General features: G+C 71.7%; 20 protein-coding genes, 1 tRNA gene and 2 riboswitches. Of the genes, 14 read left to right on the top strand and 7 right to left on the bottom strand.

Translation table 11 applies throughout. From position 1 onward, the window contains the following. The 3 genes from C1J01_RS34625 to C1J01_RS34615 form a co-directional block, all read left to right on the top strand. On the top strand, positions 1-1,345 hold a 1,345-nt coding region (locus tag C1J01_RS34625; protein ID WP_220040246.1), incomplete at its 5' end, for a nickel/cobalt transporter. A gap of 78 nt (positions 1,346-1,423) precedes the next feature. After that, a complete protein-coding gene (locus tag C1J01_RS34620; RefSeq protein ID WP_111183182.1) occupies positions 1,424-1,999 on the top strand; it encodes a PadR family transcriptional regulator in 576 nt (191 codons plus the stop codon). Next, positions 1,996-2,787 (top strand): SGNH/GDSL hydrolase family protein, encoded by a 792-nt coding sequence (locus C1J01_RS34615; RefSeq protein WP_111183181.1) that lies wholly within the window; start codon positions 1,996-1,998, stop codon positions 2,785-2,787. Before C1J01_RS34620 ends, C1J01_RS34615 begins: the two co-directional genes overlap by 4 nt. On the opposite strand, the gene C1J01_RS34610 is transcribed toward C1J01_RS34615, so the two are convergent. Genes C1J01_RS34610 through C1J01_RS34600 form a run of 3 tightly spaced genes read right to left on the bottom strand, consistent with a single transcriptional unit; the run spans position 2,754 to position 4,956 of the window. Continuing rightward, positions 2,754-3,449: a hypothetical protein gene (locus C1J01_RS34610; protein WP_146615828.1), complete on the bottom strand. Its 696-nt coding sequence runs from the start codon at positions 3,447-3,449 to the stop codon at positions 2,754-2,756. The two genes, C1J01_RS34615 and C1J01_RS34610, sit on opposite strands and share 34 nt — an antisense overlap. A 3-nt stretch (positions 3,450-3,452) precedes the next feature. After that, positions 3,453-4,208 carry a hypothetical protein gene (locus tag C1J01_RS34605; RefSeq protein ID WP_111183179.1) on the bottom strand — a complete coding sequence of 252 codons (756 nt, stop codon included), beginning with the start codon at positions 4,206-4,208 and terminating at the stop codon, positions 3,453-3,455. 43 nt (positions 4,209-4,251) lie between these two features. After that, positions 4,252-4,956, bottom strand: coding sequence for a FadR/GntR family transcriptional regulator (locus tag C1J01_RS34600; RefSeq protein ID WP_111183178.1), 705 nt, complete (start codon positions 4,954-4,956; stop codon positions 4,252-4,254). Between the two features lie 142 nt (positions 4,957-5,098). Here C1J01_RS34600 and C1J01_RS34595 point away from each other — a divergent pair, with 142 nt between their 5' ends. The 7 genes from C1J01_RS34595 to C1J01_RS34565 all read left to right on the top strand — a co-directional run bounded on the left by C1J01_RS34595 (position 5,099) and on the right by C1J01_RS34565 (position 12,549). Beyond that, a complete protein-coding gene (locus C1J01_RS34595; RefSeq protein WP_111183184.1) occupies positions 5,099-6,442 on the top strand; it encodes a glutamine synthetase family protein in 1,344 nt (447 codons plus the stop codon). Between the two features lie 3 nt (positions 6,443-6,445). After that, on the top strand, positions 6,446-7,789 hold the full coding sequence (locus C1J01_RS34590; RefSeq protein WP_111183177.1) for an aldehyde dehydrogenase family protein: 1,344 nt from the start codon (positions 6,446-6,448) through the stop codon (positions 7,787-7,789). Between the two features lie 5 nt (positions 7,790-7,794). After that, positions 7,795-8,559: a 3-oxoacyl-ACP reductase gene (locus C1J01_RS34585; protein WP_111183176.1), complete on the top strand. Its 765-nt coding sequence runs from the start codon at positions 7,795-7,797 to the stop codon at positions 8,557-8,559. A gap of 9 nt (positions 8,560-8,568) precedes the next feature. Next, positions 8,569-9,258: a gamma-glutamyl-gamma-aminobutyrate hydrolase family protein gene (locus C1J01_RS34580; RefSeq protein WP_111183175.1), complete on the top strand. Its 690-nt coding sequence runs from the start codon at positions 8,569-8,571 to the stop codon at positions 9,256-9,258. An 80-nt stretch (positions 9,259-9,338) separates the two neighbouring features. Beyond that, a riboswitch (glycine riboswitch) is annotated at positions 9,339-9,437 on the top strand. 73 nt (positions 9,438-9,510) lie between these two features. Further along, a riboswitch (glycine riboswitch) is annotated at positions 9,511-9,611 on the top strand. Between the two features lie 34 nt (positions 9,612-9,645). Then, entirely contained in the window at positions 9,646-10,731 is a 1,086-nt protein-coding gene (gene gcvT / locus C1J01_RS34575; protein WP_111183174.1) for a glycine cleavage system aminomethyltransferase GcvT, read from the top strand. Beyond that, complete coding sequence (gcvH, locus tag C1J01_RS34570; RefSeq protein ID WP_111183173.1) at positions 10,728-11,117, top strand: glycine cleavage system protein GcvH; 390 nt, start codon at positions 10,728-10,730, stop codon at positions 11,115-11,117. Before gcvT ends, gcvH begins: the two co-directional genes overlap by 4 nt. A gap of 55 nt (positions 11,118-11,172) precedes the next feature. Continuing rightward, positions 11,173-12,549, top strand: a complete 1,377-nt coding sequence (locus C1J01_RS34565) for an L-serine ammonia-lyase (RefSeq protein ID WP_111183172.1) — start codon at positions 11,173-11,175, stop codon at positions 12,547-12,549. Here the strand turns inward: C1J01_RS34565 and C1J01_RS34560 are convergent, their stop codons facing one another. Then, complete coding sequence (locus tag C1J01_RS34560; RefSeq protein ID WP_111183171.1) at positions 12,550-13,044, bottom strand: hypothetical protein; 495 nt, start codon at positions 13,042-13,044, stop codon at positions 12,550-12,552. Then, positions 13,044-13,643, bottom strand: coding sequence for a DUF6286 domain-containing protein (locus C1J01_RS34555; RefSeq protein ID WP_146615827.1), 600 nt, complete (start codon positions 13,641-13,643; stop codon positions 13,044-13,046). Before C1J01_RS34555 ends, C1J01_RS34560 begins: the two co-directional genes overlap by 1 nt. 126 nt (positions 13,644-13,769) lie before the next feature. On the opposite strand from C1J01_RS34555, the gene C1J01_RS34550 reads away from it, so the two are divergent. After that, positions 13,770-14,963, top strand: coding sequence for an amino acid deaminase/aldolase (locus C1J01_RS34550; protein WP_111183169.1), 1,194 nt, complete (start codon positions 13,770-13,772; stop codon positions 14,961-14,963). Positions 14,964-15,206: 243 nt separating this feature from the next. On the opposite strand, the gene C1J01_RS34545 is transcribed toward C1J01_RS34550, so the two are convergent. Further along, the gene (locus tag C1J01_RS34545) at positions 15,207-15,539 is read right to left on the bottom strand and encodes a DUF3618 domain-containing protein (protein ID WP_111183168.1); all 333 of its coding nucleotides are present in this window, start codon (positions 15,537-15,539) and stop codon (positions 15,207-15,209) included. 148 nt (positions 15,540-15,687) lie between these two features. Between C1J01_RS34545 and bcp the strand changes: the two genes are divergently transcribed. The 3 genes from bcp (at position 15,688) to C1J01_RS34530 (ending at position 16,798) form a co-directional block, all read left to right on the top strand. Next, the gene (gene bcp / locus C1J01_RS34540) at positions 15,688-16,161 is read left to right on the top strand and encodes a thioredoxin-dependent thiol peroxidase (protein ID WP_111183167.1); all 474 of its coding nucleotides are present in this window, start codon (positions 15,688-15,690) and stop codon (positions 16,159-16,161) included. An 85-nt stretch (positions 16,162-16,246) separates the two neighbouring features. Further along, on the top strand, positions 16,247-16,735 hold the full coding sequence (locus C1J01_RS34535; RefSeq protein ID WP_220040245.1) for an HNH endonuclease signature motif containing protein: 489 nt from the start codon (positions 16,247-16,249) through the stop codon (positions 16,733-16,735). Continuing rightward, positions 16,726-16,798 (top strand) — tRNA-Leu (locus C1J01_RS34530). The genes C1J01_RS34535 and C1J01_RS34530 overlap by 10 nt, the downstream gene beginning before the upstream one ends. Positions 16,799-16,838: 40 nt before the next feature. Here the strand turns inward: C1J01_RS34530 and C1J01_RS50335 are convergent. Further along, a partial coding sequence (locus C1J01_RS50335; RefSeq protein WP_181449119.1) for a hypothetical protein occupies positions 16,839-17,105 on the bottom strand: 267 nt, incomplete at its 5' end.

Below are 17,105 nucleotides of genomic sequence, written 5' to 3'. Positions count from 1 at the left end.
CGCCCGCACCGCGGCCCACCCGCTCGGCACGTTCACCGTCAACCACTACAACGGGCTGCGAATCTCACCGTCCGAGGTGCGCAACCTCGCCGTCGTGGACCTGGCCGAGGTGCCCACCCTGCAGGCCCAGCCCCAGGTGGACGACACGTACGCGGCCCGCCGGTGCGCCGCGCTGGCCGCCGCGCAGCGGCTCGTCGTGGACGGCCGTACGGTGCCGTGGCGGGTGACGGAGTCGTCGTTCGCGTACGAGCCGGGCGAGGGCGGCCTGCGGACCAGCCGCCTGACCTGCCGGCTCGCCGCCACGGTCCGCGCCTCGGGGACCGTCGCGTTCACCGACGGGTTCGAGCAGGAGCGGATCGGGTGGCGCGAGATCACCGCCGTCGGCGAGGGCGTCCGCCTGAGCTCGCCGGTGCCCGCGACCAGCGTGAGCCGGGAGTTGCGGGCGTACCCGGAGGACCTGCTGGCGGACCCGCTCGACCAGCGCACCGCCACTCTCACCCTCTCCGGCGCCGGACCCTCCTCGGGCACGACGATGGGCGGGATCGGGATCGGCGGGATCCGGATCGGCGGCCCCGTCGGCGACGCCCTGGCCGCTCTCGACCGGACGTTCACCGGCCTGGTCGGCTCAGACCGGCTGACGGCGCCGCTGGGCCTGCTGGCGGTCGGCCTGGCCGCGGTGCTGGGGGCCGGGCACGCGCTGATCCCGGGACACGGCAAGACCGTGATGGCGGCGTACCTGGCCGGACGGCGCGGGCGGCCGCGCGACGCGCTGGTGGTGGGCGCGACGGTGACGGCCACCCACACGGCCGGGGTCCTGGCGGTGGGCCTGCTCCTGACGGCCTTCACGGCGCTCGCGGGAGAGTCGCTGCTGACCTGGCTGGGGGTGGCGAGCGGCGTCCTGATCACCGTCATCGGCCTCCGCCTCCTCCTCTCCACCCGCCGCACCGCCTCCCACGACCACGCACACGGACACGCACCGGGACACGGGCACGGGCATGGGCACGGCCACGGACACGCCGCGACCAAGCGGGCCGGGCTCATCGGGCTGGGGGTGGCGGGCGGGATCGTGCCGAGCCCGTCGGCGCTGATCGTGCTGCTCGGCGCGATAGCCCTCGGCCGCACGTGGTTCGGCGTCGCGCTGGTCACCGCGTACGGCGTCGGCATGGCCGCCACCCTCACCGTCACCGGCCTGCTCCTGGTGAGACTGGTGGACCGCCTGGAACACCGCGCCTCGACCGGCCGCCGCCTGGCCGCCCGGGTCTCGGCCCTGGCCCCGACGGGCACGGCCGCCATGGTCGTCCTCCTCGGCGCCGGCCTCGCCCTCCGCTCCGCGGCGGCGCTCTAGAACTCCGCTCTGGCATCGTCGCCCCGCCCGACCTATAGTCATATTCATGAGTAGTCATATCCATGACCATCGCTAGCCATGGCCCTCAAGCACGCGGTGCTCGCGGCGCTGCTCGGCGGCGAATACAGCGGCTACCAGCTGACCAAGGTCTTCGACGTCGGCGTCGCCGACTTCTGGTACGCCGCCCCCCAGCAGCTCTACGCCGAGCTGACCCGCCTGGAGGCCGGCGGCCTGATCGCGGGCCGCGAGGTCGTCCAGAAGGGCCGGCCGAACAAACGGGTGTTCACGGTCACCGAGGCCGGGCTCGGCGAGCTGGCCGCCTTCGCCGCCACGCCGGCGAAGCCCCTGCTCCTCCGCGACGACCTGGTGGTGAAGGTGCACGCCGTAGACCGGCTCGACCCCGCCCCCGTGATCGCCCAGCTCCACGAGCGGGCCCGGGAGGCCGCCGCCAAGCTCGCCCTCTTCGAGCAGATCCTCACCCGCCTGCGCGGCGACCGCGACGAGGAGACGTTCCTGCGCGAGGGCGAGCACGTCGGGCCGTACCTGTCCTGCCTGGCGGGGTGCCGGCTCGAACGCGAGATGCACGACTGGTGCCTGCAGACCGCGCGGACGCTGACCGAGCGCGCGGCCCGTACGGAAGGAAGGACGTCATGACCCCGTACACCCGCTACGTCGCGCTCGGCGACAGCCAGACCGAGGGCCTGGGCGACGGCGACGACGTCGGCGGCCACCGCGGCTGGGCCGACCGCCTGGCCGAGCGGCTCGCCGTCGCCGAGCCGGGCCTGCTCTACGCCAACCTGGCGGTCCGCGGGACGCTGGCGCGCCAGATCAGGGACGAGCAGCTGGCCGTCGCGCTGGAGCTGCGCCCCGACCTGGCCACGGTCATGGCCGGGATGAACGACCTCACCCGCCCCCGTTTCGACGCCGCAGGGGTGGCGGAGGCGGTGGAGGACATGTACGCGGCGCTGACGGCCGCGGGCGCCCACGTGATCGGTGTGACATTTCCGGACATCGGGCGGATCATGCCGCTGGCCCGTCCGCTCACCCCGCGGGTGCTCGACCTCAACGCCCGCATCCGCGCCGCCGCCGCCCGCCACGGGGTCACGCTGGTGGACACGTACCCGATGGAGGTCTTCACGGACGCCCGCATGTGGAGCCCCGACCGCCTGCACGCCTGCCCGGAAGGCCACGCCCGCTTCGCCGCCGCCGTGGCGGACGCGCTGGGCCTGCCCGACGACTCCTGGACGCGCCCGCTGCCGCCCGTGCCCTCGCCTGCCGCCTGGCGGACGGCGGCCGCCGAGCTGCGGTGGATCGCCACGTTCCTCGGCCCGTGGCTCGGCCGCCGGCTGCTCGGCCGCTCCTCCAGCGACGGCCGCACCGCCAAACGCCCCGCGCTCACCCCGTGGGCTCAGTCGACCTCGGGGATGTCCGGATCGTCGTAGTCGGCGTCACCGTCCTCGACCCGCCGCAGTTTGATGTCCTCGGCCCAGCCGCGGGCGAACCGCCGGATCTCCCCGATCCGCTCCTCGTCCACCCCGTCGAACGCACCGTCGAAAGCCTCGTCGGGCACCGTGTCGAGGAACTCCAGCCGCGCCAGCAGCTCGGCGGCCGAGAAGTCGTCGTCGTGCAGCCGGGCGAGCCGTTCGAGGTCGCGGTGGGAGAACCGGTCGGCCAGCGCGGCGACGTCGGCGAAGTCGGTGGCGAGGCCCCGCTCGTGGAAAGCGCGGGTGACGAGGCCGGCGGCGTCCTCGGCGCCGAGCACCCGGAGCCCTTCGCGGGTGACCGGGGACTGCTGGAGCGCCTCGCGCAGGACGTGGATCGCGCACGTCTCGCGCGTGACGGCGTCCTCGGCGGCGAGGCGGCCGGCGCGTGCCGTCACCTCGGCGACCGCCGCCTCGAGGCCGGCCTCCCGCAGCGCGGCGGCGACGTCCCGCGCCACCCCGGGCGGCGACGCCTCCGTCACGAAGACGAGGTCGTCGCCCAGGCGATCGGTGAGCCCGTGCGCCCGCAACGCGTGAACGCCCGCGAGCACCAGGCCGTGACGCGCGCCGACGGCGGACACGGCCGCCACCAGACGTCGCTGGAAGCCCGTCAACAGCGCCACGGGTCAGCTCTGCCGGCGGGTGCGGCGGGTGGAGGGAAGGTCGTGGCGGCCGGACAGGAACTCCTGGAACGCGATCTTGACCTTGATCACCGGACGGCGCCACCGGTCCTCCCGGTGGATGGCCCGCGCCATCTTCCGCGGCGACCGCCTGGCGAAGAACCAGCGCGCCCACGGGGAGCCGGGCCGGGCCAGCCGGATGGCGCCGACCACGAGCATCGGCGGCACGAACAACCCCGCCATCCCCGTCCAGATCTTGCCCTTGAGCAGCGTGACGACGGCGAGCAGCAGGTTGCCCAGGATGAGGGCGGCGGGCGCGAGCGGGGTGCCGTAGTCCCAGGTGAGCGGGCGCAGACCGATGAGCAGCAGGCCGGTGACGGCGACCGCGATGAACACCGCGTCGACCGACGTGCGCCCCTCCTCCTCCCAGTAGACGTCGTGCAGGTGCAGGATCAGCGCGAACTCGTCGAGCACGAGCGCGGACCCCACCCCGAACACCGACGCCGCGACGGCCGTGCCGACCTGCGATCCCGGCGGGACCACCAGCATGGTGACGCCGCCGACCAGCATCAGCACCACGCCGAACACCACGTGGTGGATGTGCATCTCGCCCACGTTGACGTCGCGGAACCAGCCGATCTTGGCCCGGATCAGCCGGACGTTGATGCGGGTGGCGATGAACGCCGCGATGAGCATGACGAAGAAACAGAACAGCGGCAGCCGTCCTGTGGCGATGATGTTCTGCTGAAACCAGTTCCCCATGACTCTGGCTTCGATGGTACGAGCCGTATACCTGTGATCGGCGTCATGTGAGGAACGCCCGGAGCAACGCGGCGGTGCCCTCCAGGTGCTCCGCGACCGCCCGCCGGGCCGCGTCGGGGTCGCCGGCGAGGATGGCCTCGGCGATGGCGCGGTGCTGCAGCGCGGAGTGCTCCAGGTTGACGTGGAGCATCGGGATGGCGTTGAGCAGGTCGCTGACCCGCGAACGCGCGTCCGCGCATGTCGTGGCGAGCAGGGTCGAGCCGGTCAGCTCCGCGATGGACAGGTGGAAGGCCGTGTCGAGGCGGCGGTAGTCCTCCAGCCCGGCGCCGTTGAGGTCGGCGAGCCGGCGCAGCAGCACGGCGCGCTGCTCGCCGGTGAGCTCGGCGGCGGCCAGCACCTGCGCCGCGCCGCTCTCCACGGCCAGCCGGAAGGTGAGCGCGTCGGACAGCTCGGCCATGCCCATCTCCGTGACGGCCTGGCGCAGGTCGCCCGGGTCGGGCTCGGCCGGCTCGTACGTGACGAACGCGCCGCCGTAACGGCCCCGGCGCACGTCGAGATAGCCCGCCTCGGACAGCGCCCTGATGGCCTCGCGCAACGTCACCCGGCTGATCCCGAGCCGGGCTGCCAGCTCGCGCTCCGGCGGGAGCTTGCCGCCCTTCGCGACCACGCCGAGCTTGATCGCCTGGAGCAGCCGCTCCACGGTCTCCTCGAAGGCGTTGCCCGCCCTCACCGGGCGCAACACGGTCATCAATCGCGCCGACTCGTCCAACGTGTCCTCAGGCCTTGACAAGCGATCCCGACATACTGATCAATGGTCTGAGACTAGCCCAATCAACGGCGGAGCGCGTAAGGGGCGGCGTAGGGTGAGCGATCCAGCGACCACGGGGTTCCTGTCCGTCCACGAGCTGCGCGACGAGGTGGCCCTCGGGCGCATCGACACCGTGCTGCTCGCGATCGCCGACATGCAGGGCAGGCTGCAGGGCAAGCGGCTGTCCGCCCGCTACTTCCTCGACGAGGTGCTGCACCACGGCTCCGAGGGCTGCAACTACCTGCTCGCGGTCGACGTCGACATGAACACCGTGCCCGGCTACGCGATGTCGTCCTGGGAACGCGGGTACGGCGACTTCGTGATGAAGCCCGACCTCGCCACGCTGCGCCGGATCCCCTGGCACGAGGGCACCGCGCTGGTGATGGCCGACCTGGCCTGGGAGGACGGCTCCGACGTGGCCGCCTCGCCGCGCCAGATCCTGCGCCGGCAGCTCGACCGGCTGGCCGAGCGGGGCCTTTCCGCCTACGTCGGCACCGAGCTGGAGTTCGTGGTCTACGACGACAGCTACGAGCAGGCGTGGCGGCGCGCGTACCGCGACCTGACCCCGGCGAACCTGTACAACGTCGACTACTCGCTGCTGGGCACCGGCCGCATCGAGCCGCTGCTGCGCCGGATCCGGCGCGAGATGGAGGGCGCCGGCCTGTACGTCGAGTCGGCCAAGGGCGAGTGCAACCTCGGCCAGCACGAGATCGCCTTCCGCTTCGACGAGGCGCTGCGCACGTGCGACAACCACGTGGTCTACAAGACCGGGGCCAAGGAGATCGCCGCGCAGGAGGGCCGGTCGATCACGTTCATGGCCAAGCCCAACGACCGTGAGGGCAACTCCTGCCACATCCACGTCTCACTGCGCGACCGCGACGGCGAGCCGGTGATGGCGGGCGAAGGGCCGTACGGGCTCTCGCCGCTCGGCGCCCGCTTCGTCGCCGGACAACTCGCCTGCCTGCGCGAGCTGACCCTCCTGTACGCCCCCAACATCAACTCCTACAAGCGCTACGTCCCCGGCAGCTTCGCCCCCACGGCCGTCAAGTGGGGCGTCGACAACCGCACCTGCGCGCTGCGGCTGGTGGGCCACGGCGCCTCGCTGCGCGTGGAGAACCGCGTGCCGGGCGGCGACGTCAACCCGTACCTCGCGGTGGCCGCGCTGGTGGCGGCGGGGCTGCACGGCATCGACGCCGAGCTGCCGTTGGAGGATCCCTGCGAGGGCAACGCCTACACCTCCGGCGCCGAGACGGTGCCGCACACGCTGCGCGACGCGCTGGCGTTGTTCGAGGGGTCGAAGCTGGCCGGGCAGGTGTTCGGCGACGATGTGGTGGCGCACTACGCCAACAACGCGCGGGTGGAGCTGGCCGCGTTCGACGCGGCGGTGACGGACTGGGAGTTGTTCCGTGGTTTCGAGCGGATGTGAAAGATGAAGATCGTCAATCCGGCGACGGAGGAGGTCGTCTCCGACGTCGAGATGGCCGACGCGGCCGAGGTCGACCGGGCGGTGGAGCGTGCCAGGAGGGCGTACGCGGCCTGGCGCGAGGTCTCCCCTGGCGACCGGGCGCGGCTGCTGCGGCGCTTCGCCGACCTGGTGGGCGAGCACGGCGAGGAGCTGGCGCGGCTGGAGCTGGCCAACGCCGGCCACCCGATCTCCAGTGCCCGCTGGGAGGCCGGCACCGTACGCGACGTGCTGCACTTCTACGCCGGCGCGCCCGAGCGCAACCACGGCAGGCAGATCCCGGTGCCGGGCGGCGTGGACGTCACGTTCCAGGAGCCTCTGGGCGTCGTCGGGGTCATCGTGCCGTGGAACTTCCCGATGCTGATCATGTCGTGGGGCGTGGCGCCCGCGCTGGCGGCCGGCAACACGGTGATCGTCAAGCCGGCCGAGTGGACGCCGCTGACCGCGCTGCGGGTGGCCGAGCTGGCGCTCGCCGCCGGCCTGCCCGAGGGGGTGCTCCAGGTCCTGCCCGGTGAGGGGGAGGTCGCGGGGGCCCGCCTGGTCGAGCGTCCGGACGTCGCCAAGATCGTGTTCACCGGCTCGACCGAGGTGGGCAAGGAGATCGCCGCCAAGGCGGGGGCGCAGGTGAAGCGGCTCACGCTGGAGCTGGGCGGCAAGTCCGCAAATATCATCTTTGCGGACGCAGACCTGGAAAAAGCGGCAAAAACCGCCCCTTACGCGGTTTTCGACAACGCCGGCCAGGACTGCTGCGCCCGCTCCCGCCTCCTCGTCCAGTCCTCGGTGTACGACGCGTTCATGGAACGCCTGGCCGAGGCCGTACGCGGGGTGAAGGTCGGCGACCCGCTCGACGAAAGCACCGAGATGGGCCCGCTGATCAGCGCCGAGCACCTGGAGCGCGTCCGCGGCTTCGTGGACGGCACCCCCTACCTCCAGGGCTCGTGCCCGCAGGGCAAGGGCTACTGGTTCCCGCCGACCGTGCTGACCCCCGAGGTCACCGACCGGGCCTTCACCGAGGAGATCTTCGGGCCGGTCCTGTCGGTGGCGCGCTTCGAGGACGAGGCGGAGGCCGTACGCATCGCCAACGACACCCCGTACGGGCTGAGCGGCTCCATCTGGACCCGCGACGTCGGGCGGGCGCTCCGCGTGGCCAGGGCCGTAGAGTCGGGCGCCCTGTCGGTGAACTCCCACTCCTCGGTCCGCTACTGGACCCCGTTCGGCGGCTTCAAGCAGTCGGGCCTCGGCAGAGAACTCGGCCCGGACGCCCTCGCGGCGTTCACCGAGACCAAGAACGTCTTCATTTCCACGGAGTGACACATATGCGGCGGTTGCAGGATCGGGTGGCGGTCATCACGGGGGCGGGCAGCGGGATCGGGCTGGCCACGGCCCGGCGGTTCGCCGACGAGGGCGCGAAGGTGGTCTGCGCCGACATCGACGAGGACGCGGGCGCCAAGGCCGCGAGCGAGGTCGGCGGCCTGTTCGTCAAGGCCGACGTGACCATGGAGGACGACGTCGTCAGGCTGTTCGCCACGGCGCACGAGACCTACGGCAGCGTGGACATCGCCTTCAACAACGCCGGCATCTCACCGCCCGACGACGACTCGATCCTGGAGACGGGCCTCGACGCCTGGCGGCGCGTCCAGGACGTCAACCTGACGAGCGTCTACCTGTGCTGCAAGCACGCGATCCCGTACATGCGGCGCCAGGGCAAGGGCTCGATCATCAACACCGCGTCGTTCGTCGCGGTGATGGGCTCGGCGACCTCGCAGATCTCCTACACCGCCTCCAAGGGCGGCGTGCTGGCGATGTCGCGCGAGCTGGGCGTGCAGTTCGCCCGCGAGGGCATCCGGGTGAACGCCCTGTGCCCCGGCCCGGTGAACACGCCGCTGCTGCAGGAGTTGTTCGCCAAGGACCCCGAGCGGGCGCAGCGGCGGCTGGTGCACGTGCCGGTCGGGCGGTTCGCCGAGGCGTCGGAGATCGCTGCGGCGGTGGCCTTCCTGGCCAGCGACGACGCCTCGTTCATCACGGCCGGCGAGTTCCTGGTGGACGGGGGCATCTCCGGCGCCTACGTCACGCCGCTGTAGGAAGGATCCATGCGTCCCGTCATCGGCATCACCACCTACGTCGAGCCGGCCACGTTCACGGTCTGGCAGGACATGCCCGCCGCGCTCCTGCCGTACATGTACGTCGAGGCGGTCGTCCGGGCCGGCGGTCAGCCCGTGCTGCTGCCGCCGGCCGGCGACCCGGTCTCGGCGCTGCGCGGGCTCGACGGCCTGGTCCTGGCCGGCGGCGGCGACATCGACCCGGCCCGCTACGGCGAGCCGGCCCACGAGCGCACCGGTTACGTCCGCGAGTTCCGCGACGAGGCCGAGTTCGCGCTGCTCGCGGCGGCCCTCGACCGGGGGCTGCCGTACCTGGGCGTCTGCCGGGGGATGCAGGTACTCAACGTCGCGCTCGGCGGGAGCCTGCACCAGCACCTGCCCGACGTGGTCGGGCACGCGGGCCACTCCCCCGCGCCCGGACGGTTCGGGCCCCTGCCGGTGACGCCCGTGCCCGGCACCCGGCTGGCCAAGATCCTGGGCGAGCGGCCGGTGACCGTGCCGCACTACCACCACCAGGCGATCGACCGGCTCGGGCCGGGCCTCACGATCACCGCCACGGCCGAGGACGGCACGGTCGAGGCCGTGGAGCCGGACACGGCCGGGTTCGCCCTGGCGGTGCAGTGGCATCCGGAGGCGGGCGAGGACGACGCGCTGTTCGAGGCGCTCGTCCGGGCCTGCTGAGCAGACCAGTGCGTCCCGCCCGAATCCGCCCGGGCGCGACAAGACCCCCGCGACGGCACTAGGCTGACGGACATCACCGGCAAAACCGCGCGGGAGAGCACCCTGACAGCCGGTCAGTGGTCCCTGAAGGAGCAAGCCCTCCCCGCGAACCTCTCAAGGCAAAGGACCGCGCGGACACGGACAGGAAACCCGGCTCAAGCGGACAGCCGCCCACCGTCGTGCGGCTGCTGACCTGGCCGGAGCTCCCGTCCGGAGGTGACCTCTGGAAAGCAGGCCCGTCTGGGCCTCGCCGAAGGTGAAAGTCCGGCAAAACTCGGGCGAAGCTCTCAGGCATCGATGACAGAGGGGGAGGATGCTGGCATCCGATCCTGTCCTGAGGTGCGACAAATGTCCCGACCTACGCCGCTACGAGACGTCCACGAGAGCCTCGGCGCCACACTCACCGACTTCGCCGGATGGCTGATGCCGCTGCGGTACGGCAGCGAGGCCGCCGAGCACAGGGCCGTGCGCGAGGCGGCCGGGCTGTTCGACCTCTCCCACATGGGCGAGATCTTCCTGACCGGGCCGCAGGCCGGCGAGGCGCTCGACTTCGCGCTGGTCGGCCACCTGTCGGCGCTGACGGTCGGGCGCGCCCGCTACACCATGATCGTCAACGAGCGCGGCGGGGTGCTGGACGACCTCATCGTCTACCGGCTCGGGGACGAGGAGTTCATGGTCGTCGCGAACGCCTCGAACTACGAAAAAGTCGGAAATGAGCTCAAAAATCGTGCGAAGGCGTACGACGTGGTGGTCGAGGATCGCTCCGACCAGTACGCGCTGATCGCCGTCCAGGGTCCCCGTTCCCAGGAGATCCTCGCCACGCTCACCGACGCCGACCTCGACGGGCTCAAGTACTACGCGGGCCTGCCCGGCCTCGTGGACGGCCGCCGGGCGCTCATCGCCCGCACCGGCTACACCGGCGAGGACGGGTTCGAGCTGTTCGTCGCCAATCAGGACGCCGTGCCGCTCTGGCACGCGATCACCGCGGCGGGCGAGCCGTACGGGCTCAAGCCCGCGGGCCTGTCCAGCCGCGACACCCTCCGGCTCGAAGCCGGCATGCCGCTGTACGGCAACGAGCTGAGCGCCGAGCTCACTCCGTTCGACGCGGGGCTGGGCCGGGTGGTGAAATTCGACAAGCCGGGCGACTTCGTCGGCAGGTCGGCGCTGGAGGCGGTCAAGGACGACCAGCCGAAGCGCCGCCTCGTCGGGCTGGTCGCCCGGGGCCGCCGGGTGCCGCGTCACGGCTACCCGGTCACCAAGGACGGCGCCGTCGTCGGCGAGGTCACGAGCGGTGCGCCCTCCCAGACCCTGGGAAAGCCCATCGCGATGGCCTACGTCGACACCGGCGCCGACTCAGGCCTGGCTGTGGACATCCGGGGCAGCCACGAACCCGTGGACCTGATCGAGCTGCCCTTTTACAGGAGGAACAAGTGAGCAACATCCCTGACGACCTGAGCTACACCAAGGAGCATGAGTGGGTCTCCGGTCTCGATGACGGACTCACCGTGACCGTGGGCGTCACGGCGTTCGCCGCCGACGCCCTTGGTGACGTCGTCTACGTGCAGCTCCCCGAGGTCGGCGCGAACGTCGAACAGGGTGACTCCATCGGCGAGGTGGAGTCCACCAAGTCGGTGAACGAGATCTACACGCCGGTGGGCGGCGAGGTCGTCGAGGTGAACCAGGCCGTCGTCGACGACCCCAGCCTGGTCAACAGCGACCCGTACGGCGAGGGCTGGATGTTCCGGGTGCGCATGGAGGGCGAGCCCGAGGACCTGCTGTCGCCGGAGGAGTACACCGCACTCACCTCAGGCGAATCCTGACAACCTGGTAGCCGGGGCCCGTCCGGGCCCCGGCCCGCGCGCGAAGGGCGCATCAATGGCGATCAGCGTCTTCGATCTGTTCAAAATCGGCATCGGCCCGTCGAGCTCGCACACCGGCGGCCCGATGGCCGCGGCGCACAAGTTCGCCCGCGGCCTGCACCACGACGGCCTGCTCGACCGGGTCGCCCGCGTCGAGGCCATCCTGTACGGCTCACTCGGCCTGACCGGCAAGGGCCACGGCAGCGACAAGGCCGTCCTGCTGGGCCTGTCGGGCGAGAAGCCGGAGCTCGTGGACGTCGACACCGTCGACGCCCGCATCGCCGCCATGCGCGAATCGGGCACCGTCCGGCTGTACGGCAGCCACGAGATCCCCTTCGTCGTCGGCGAGGACCTCGTCTTCGAACGGAAGATCTCGCTGCCCGAGCACCCCAACGGCATGCGCTTCACCGCCTACGACCAGGCGGGCGGCAAGCTGCGGGAGAAGGTCTACTTCTCGGTCGGCGGCGGCTTCGTCGTGGACGAGAACGCCACCGGCGCCGACCGCATCAAGCCCGACGACACCGTCCTGCCCTACCCCTTCACCACCGGCGAGGAACTGCTCAAGCACTGCGCCGGCACGGGCCTGTCGATCTCCGGCCTCATGCTGGAGAACGAGAAGGCGTTCGGCCGCACCGAGGAGGAGATCCGCGCGGGCCTGCTGCGCCTGTGGCAGGTCATGTCGGAGTGCGTGGCCCGCGGCATCTCCAAGGAGGGCGTCCTGCCGGGTGGCCTGAAGGTCAGGCGGCGCGCCAACCAGCTCTACCGCCGCCTGCAGGCCGAGCCCGCCGAGAAGGACCCGCTGCAGGCGATGGACTGGGTGACGCTGTTCGCGCTGGCGGTCAACGAGGAGAACGCCGCCGGCGGCCGCATCGTCACCGCGCCGACCAACGGCGCCGCCGGCATCATCCCGGCCGTCCTGACGTACTACAACCGCTTCGTCCCCCACGCCGACGACGAGGGCGTGATCCGCTTCCTGCTCACGGCGGGCGCGATCGGCGTGCTGTTCAAGGAGAACGCCTCCATCTCCGGCGCCGAGGTGGGCTGCCAGGGCGAGGTGGGCTCGGCCTGCTCGATGGCCTCGGCCGGCCTCACCGAGGTCCTCGGGGGCACCCCGGAGCAGGTGGAGAACGCCGCCGAGATCGGCATCGAGCACAACCTCGGCCTGACCTGCGACCCGATCGGCGGCCTGGTGCAGATCCCGTGCATCGAGCGGAACGCGGTGGCCTCCAACAAGGCGATCACGGCGGCCCGCATCGCGATGCGCGGCGACGGCCGCCACTACGTGGCCCTCGACAAGGCCATCAAGACCATGCGCGACACCGGCCGCGACATGCTCGACAAGTACAAGGAGACCTCACGCGGCGGCCTGGCCGTCAACGTGATCGAGTGCTGACTAACGACGTACGTGCAGGCGGACGACGGACGGGGTCTCGTCGTCCCTGATCTCGCGGCGGATGCGGCCGACGATGTCCTGGTCGAGCTTGCTCACCACGGCCCCCACGTCGGCCGCCGACGGGCACGTCACGTTGACGCGCAGGCCGTCGGCGGCGACCCGCACGCCGGCCCGGCCGAGGCCCTCCACGCCCTTGAGCCCGACGAAGAGCATGGCGGTGCCGGTGCCGTTGTGAGCGCCGCGCCTGCCCCAGCCGAGGGCGAGCAGCAACCAGCGCAGCGCGACCAGGGCCAGCAGGAGCAGGGCGAGGGCGAGCATCCACAGCGGCCAGGGCTCCTCGGCCAGGGTCTTGTGGACCTGGGCGGGCAGCACCTTGGTGTGCGGGGGCAGGCCGAAGAGGCGGTCCTGGCCGCGCAGCCACGCGTACGCGCCGAGGCCCAGCAGCGTCGCACCGACGATCGCCAGGCCGATACGGTTGCCCGCGTACTGACGCATCACATGCCCTTCCTGCGCAGACGGACGACGACCTCACCGGTGCCGAGGGTGCCGACGCCGGTCAGGCGGTCGCCCACGGCGGTGCCGACCTGCCGGAGCATCGAGCCCGGCGTCTCCTCGCCGGTCATGACGGTGACCTCGATGGTGCGGGGGCGCAGGCGTACCCGGGCCTTGTCCACGCCCGCCACCTGCTGGGCGGCGGCGCGCAGCGTGCGGCGCAGGCCCGCGCGGGTGATGCCGATGACGATCAGCGGGTCGGACGTCTCCACCGGCACCAGCCTGGTGCGGCCCGGCACGGCCGCGAGCAGCAGCATCAGCACGCCGAGCCCGGCCAGGAAGAGGGCCGTGGCCTCCGCCTCCGGCCAGGTCGTCTTCCCCGCCAGCTCGACCAGCTCGTTCACCGGGACCCAGCCGAGCGTGGCGCCGAGCAGCCCCGAGACGATCTCCGCGGCGGTCGCCCCCAGCCCGCCGACCAGGGTGAGCGCGACGGTGACCCCCGGAACGGTGCGGGCGGGCCTGAGCACCTTCCTCGCCCGGCGCAGGCCGGTGTTCCGCGGCGCGGCTGCTACACCGGGCAGTATCTGCTGAAGCGTGGTCATCACAACGACAGACGTACACGGGTGGCGGGCGGCCAGTACCGCGCCCTCGCCGCCCGTTTGCCCGATCATTACGGGTCCGGCGGCGAACCCAAGTTCATTTTCGTGATATGTCGTTACGCTGCAGGTATGGACGACCGCCAGCGCTACGACCGCGCCACAGCGGCTCTCGAACCTCCCTTCGCGGCCGTCGACCTGGCCGCCCTCCGCGCCAACGCCGCCGACCTCGTACGACGCGCCGCGGGCAAGCCCATCCGGGTGGCCAGCAAGTCGGTGCGCAGCCGTCCGCTGCTGGAGCGCATCCTCGCCATGGACGGCTTCCGCGGCGTCATGGCGTACACGCTGCCCGAGGCGCTCTGGCTGGCCTCCCACGGGTTCACCGACATCCTCGTCGCCTACCCCACCGCCGACCGGCACGCGCTGGCCGCCCTCGCCGGGGACGCCCGCGCGGCCCGGGAGATCACCGTCACCGTCGACTCCCCCGCCCACCTGGACTTCGTCGAGGCCGCCGTCGCCGGGGCACACCCTCGATCCGAGATCCGGCTATGTCTGGACATCGACGCCTCCTATGTCGCCTTCGGAGGCAGGTTCCGGGCGGGCGTGCTGCGCTCCCCCGTCCGCGAGCCCGAGGAGGCCGCCGACCTGGCCGCCGCCGTCGCCAAACGGCCCGGACTCCGGCTGACCGGCCTCATGGCGTACGAGGCGCAGATCGCCGGCGTCGGCGACGACCCGCCCGGCCGCACCCTGTACGCCCGCGCCGTGCGCCTCATGCAGGCCCGCTCCGCCAGAGAGCTCGTCCTGCGCCGCGGGCGCGTCGTGAACGCCGTCCGCCGCGTCGCCGACCTCGAGTTCGTCAACGGCGGCGGCACCGGGTCGATCGAACGCACCGTACGCGAGAAGGCCGTCACCGAGGTGGCGGCCGGGTCGGGGTTCTTCCACCCGCGCCTGTTCGACTTCTACCGGCGCTTCACCGGCCGCCCGGCGGCGTTGTTCGCGCTGCCCGTCGTACGTCGTCCCGCCCCGGACACCGTGACGGTCCTCGGCGGCGGCTACCCGGCCTCCGGCGCCGCCGGCCCCAGCCGGCTGCCCCAGCCGTACCTGCCGGCCGGCCTGCGCTACGCCCCCGACGAAGGCGCCGGCGAGGTGCAGACGCCGCTGATCGGCCAGGCGGCGGAGGACCTGCGCATCGGCGACCGCGTATGGTTCCGGCACGCCAAGGCAGGCGAACTGTGCGAACGCTTCGACACCCTCCACCTCATCGACGGCGACACGATCGTCGAGTCGATCCCCACCTACCGAGGCGAAGCCCAGACCTTCTTGTAACCCGCCGAATCCCGCCAGGCACTGAACCGCTTCCCCAACCCCGGCTTTCCTAGGGGCAGGCCATTTCGTCAGACGCCGGGCCGCCCTGCTGGCGGCCGGATGCGGCGGCGCCACGGAGCCATCACCGTCGGCCCAACGGCGCCCAGCCCCGGCCGCGACGCCGCCGGGCCATCACCGTCGGCCCAGCGGTGCCCAGCCCCGGATGCGACACCGCAGGAGGATCACCGTCCGCCCGGGGGCGAGTCAGCCGCGGCGGCGACGGCGGCGCCACAGCACGATCGCCGCGCCCACGACCAGCACCGCCCCGACCCCGATGAGCACCGCCCCCAGGTCGGGCCGCTCCTCGTCCCACACCTGCTGGGCGTCGTCGCCGTACTCGACCGGCCGCGGCGTCACCCCGAGCGCGTCGCCCACGGACGCCACGAAATGCCCGGCACGGTCTTTGACGTCGGCCACCGTACGCTCGGCGACCCGCTTGGGGCTCACCCGGTCGGCGATGGCGTCGACCGTCCGCGCCAACTCCGCGCGCGTCTGCGCGATCCGCCGCTCCAGCTCGTCGGGATCGGTCTCAGCCATGGCTCTCCTCTCGACCGTACGCCTCGCCCGCGCCACGTTCCGTGCGGGCTTCGTCCGTTCTGGTCGTGATCAGTCTGTCAGGTCGGCACGCTCCACGGCACGGCGGCCAGGCCGGTAAGTTGGGCGGGAGGAACTGCAGGAGGGCCCATTGACCGAAACCAAGCTCGCGCCCGGCGACGCCGCGCCCGAGTTCACGCTCACCACCGCCGACGGCGGCACCGTCTCCCTTGACGCCTACCGCGGCAAGCGGGTGATCCTCTATTTCTACCCCGCCGCGATGACCCCGGGCTGCACCAAGCAGGCGTGCGACTTCCGCGACAGCCTGAGCCGGCTCACCGCCGAAGGTTTCGCCGTCCTCGGCGTGTCGAAGGACAAGCCGGAGAAGCTCGCCAAGTTCGCCGAACGCGACGCCCTGACCTTCCCGCTGCTGTCCGACCCCGACCTCACAGTCCACCAGGCCTACGGCGCGTACGGCACCAAGAAGCTGTACGGCAAGGAGGTCGTCGGCGTGATCCGCTCGACCTTCGTCATCGACGGCGACGGCAAGATCGAGCACGCCCTCTACAACGTGAAGGCCACCGGCCACGTAGCCTCACTCAAGAAAAAGCTCGGCCTGTCCTGACCCTCTGCGGGCCCTCCTCAAAAGGGCCCGCTTCGCCATTCTCTTCGACCGGGAATTGTCGGCGGCGCTTTCTACACTCAGCGCCGTGGCAGGGTACATCAAGTATTCGCGCGAGTTGCTCGCGGAAGCGGCCGCCGCGTCCCGAAGCGTGGCCGACGTGCTGCGGCACCTCGGCATCAAGTGGACGGGCGGCAGCCACGCCCACATCAGTCGCCGGCTGAAACACTTCGGCATCGACACTTCCCACTTCGTGGGCCAAGCGCACGGCAAAGGGCGCCGCTCTCTCACTCTGCGCCCCTATCAGCAGGTTCTCGTGCTACGCCCGCAGGGATCCATCCGCGAGAAGGCTCCCGTGCTGCGCCGGGCGTTGCGCGAAGCCGGGGTCCCGTACGCGTGCGCAGGCTGTAGGATTGGCGGCACGTGGCAGGGGAAGCCGCTGACGCTCCATGTCGACCACATCAACGGAGACTGGCTCGACAATCGAATGGAGAATCTCCGCTTTCTGTGCCCGAATTGTCATTCCCAGACCGAAAACTTCGCCGGCAAGGGAAAGACAATCACCAAGGGGTCGTAGCCCAATGGCAGAGGCGCAGTCTTTAGGTGGCTGTTAGTGTGGGTTCGAATCCCACCGGCCCTACGATATCGGCTTTCACACTGCGCATTCCGCCTCACCGCGTTCAGCCCGTCCAGGTGGGGGCGGGTGGGAGTACGGGTTCGAAGCAGACGGCGCGGTCGTCTATCACGTGGCAGCGTGGCGCGTGTGGTGGGAGCAAGGAGCGTTGGTCGGGCACCAGGCGGACGTCGCGGTGGTCGGTGAACGCGCTCACCGTGATGCCTCCGAGCAGCGCCCCCGCTACGAGCCCGAGCATGCCCGCGCCCACGATCTGGGTCTTCCTGCGGCGCAGGAAGTCGCGGAAGACCCTTCGAGGTGGGGGGTCCGGGGG

The sequence above is a fragment of the Nonomuraea aridisoli genome (assembly GCF_003236395.1).
Lineage (GTDB): Bacteria > Actinomycetota > Actinomycetes > Streptosporangiales > Streptosporangiaceae > Nonomuraea > Nonomuraea aridisoli.
The sequence above is the reverse complement of the archived record's forward strand: the minus strand, read 5'-3'. Positions and strand labels throughout refer to the sequence as shown.

Bases quoted from the DNA above. Each gene is read 5' to 3' on its own strand.
- C1J01_RS34600 (WP_111183178.1), bottom strand. From the start codon at position 4,956: ATGACCGTGTTGCGCCCGGTGAGGGCGGGCAACGCCTTCGAGGAGACC.
- gcvT (WP_111183174.1), top strand. From the start codon at position 9,646: ATGTCCCGACCTACGCCGCTACGAGACGTCCACGAGAGCCTCGGCGCC.
- C1J01_RS34545 (WP_111183168.1), bottom strand. From the start codon at position 15,539: ATGGCTGAGACCGATCCCGACGAGCTGGAGCGGCGGATCGCGCAGACG.
- C1J01_RS34585 (WP_111183176.1), top strand. From the start codon at position 7,795: ATGCGGCGGTTGCAGGATCGGGTGGCGGTCATCACGGGGGCGGGCAGC.
- C1J01_RS34560 (WP_111183171.1), bottom strand. From the start codon at position 13,044: ATGCGTCAGTACGCGGGCAACCGTATCGGCCTGGCGATCGTCGGTGCG.
- C1J01_RS34590 (WP_111183177.1), top strand. From the start codon at position 6,446: ATGAAGATCGTCAATCCGGCGACGGAGGAGGTCGTCTCCGACGTCGAG.
- C1J01_RS34615 (WP_111183181.1), top strand. From the start codon at position 1,996: ATGACCCCGTACACCCGCTACGTCGCGCTCGGCGACAGCCAGACCGAG.
- C1J01_RS34555 (WP_146615827.1), bottom strand. From the start codon at position 13,643: ATGACCACGCTTCAGCAGATACTGCCCGGTGTAGCAGCCGCGCCGCGG.
- C1J01_RS34550 (WP_111183169.1), top strand. From the start codon at position 13,770: ATGGACGACCGCCAGCGCTACGACCGCGCCACAGCGGCTCTCGAACCT.
- C1J01_RS34565 (WP_111183172.1), top strand. From the start codon at position 11,173: ATGGCGATCAGCGTCTTCGATCTGTTCAAAATCGGCATCGGCCCGTCG.
- C1J01_RS34580 (WP_111183175.1), top strand. From the start codon at position 8,569: ATGCGTCCCGTCATCGGCATCACCACCTACGTCGAGCCGGCCACGTTC.
- C1J01_RS34605 (WP_111183179.1), bottom strand. From the start codon at position 4,208: ATGGGGAACTGGTTTCAGCAGAACATCATCGCCACAGGACGGCTGCCG.
- C1J01_RS34620 (WP_111183182.1), top strand. From the start codon at position 1,424: ATGGCCCTCAAGCACGCGGTGCTCGCGGCGCTGCTCGGCGGCGAATAC.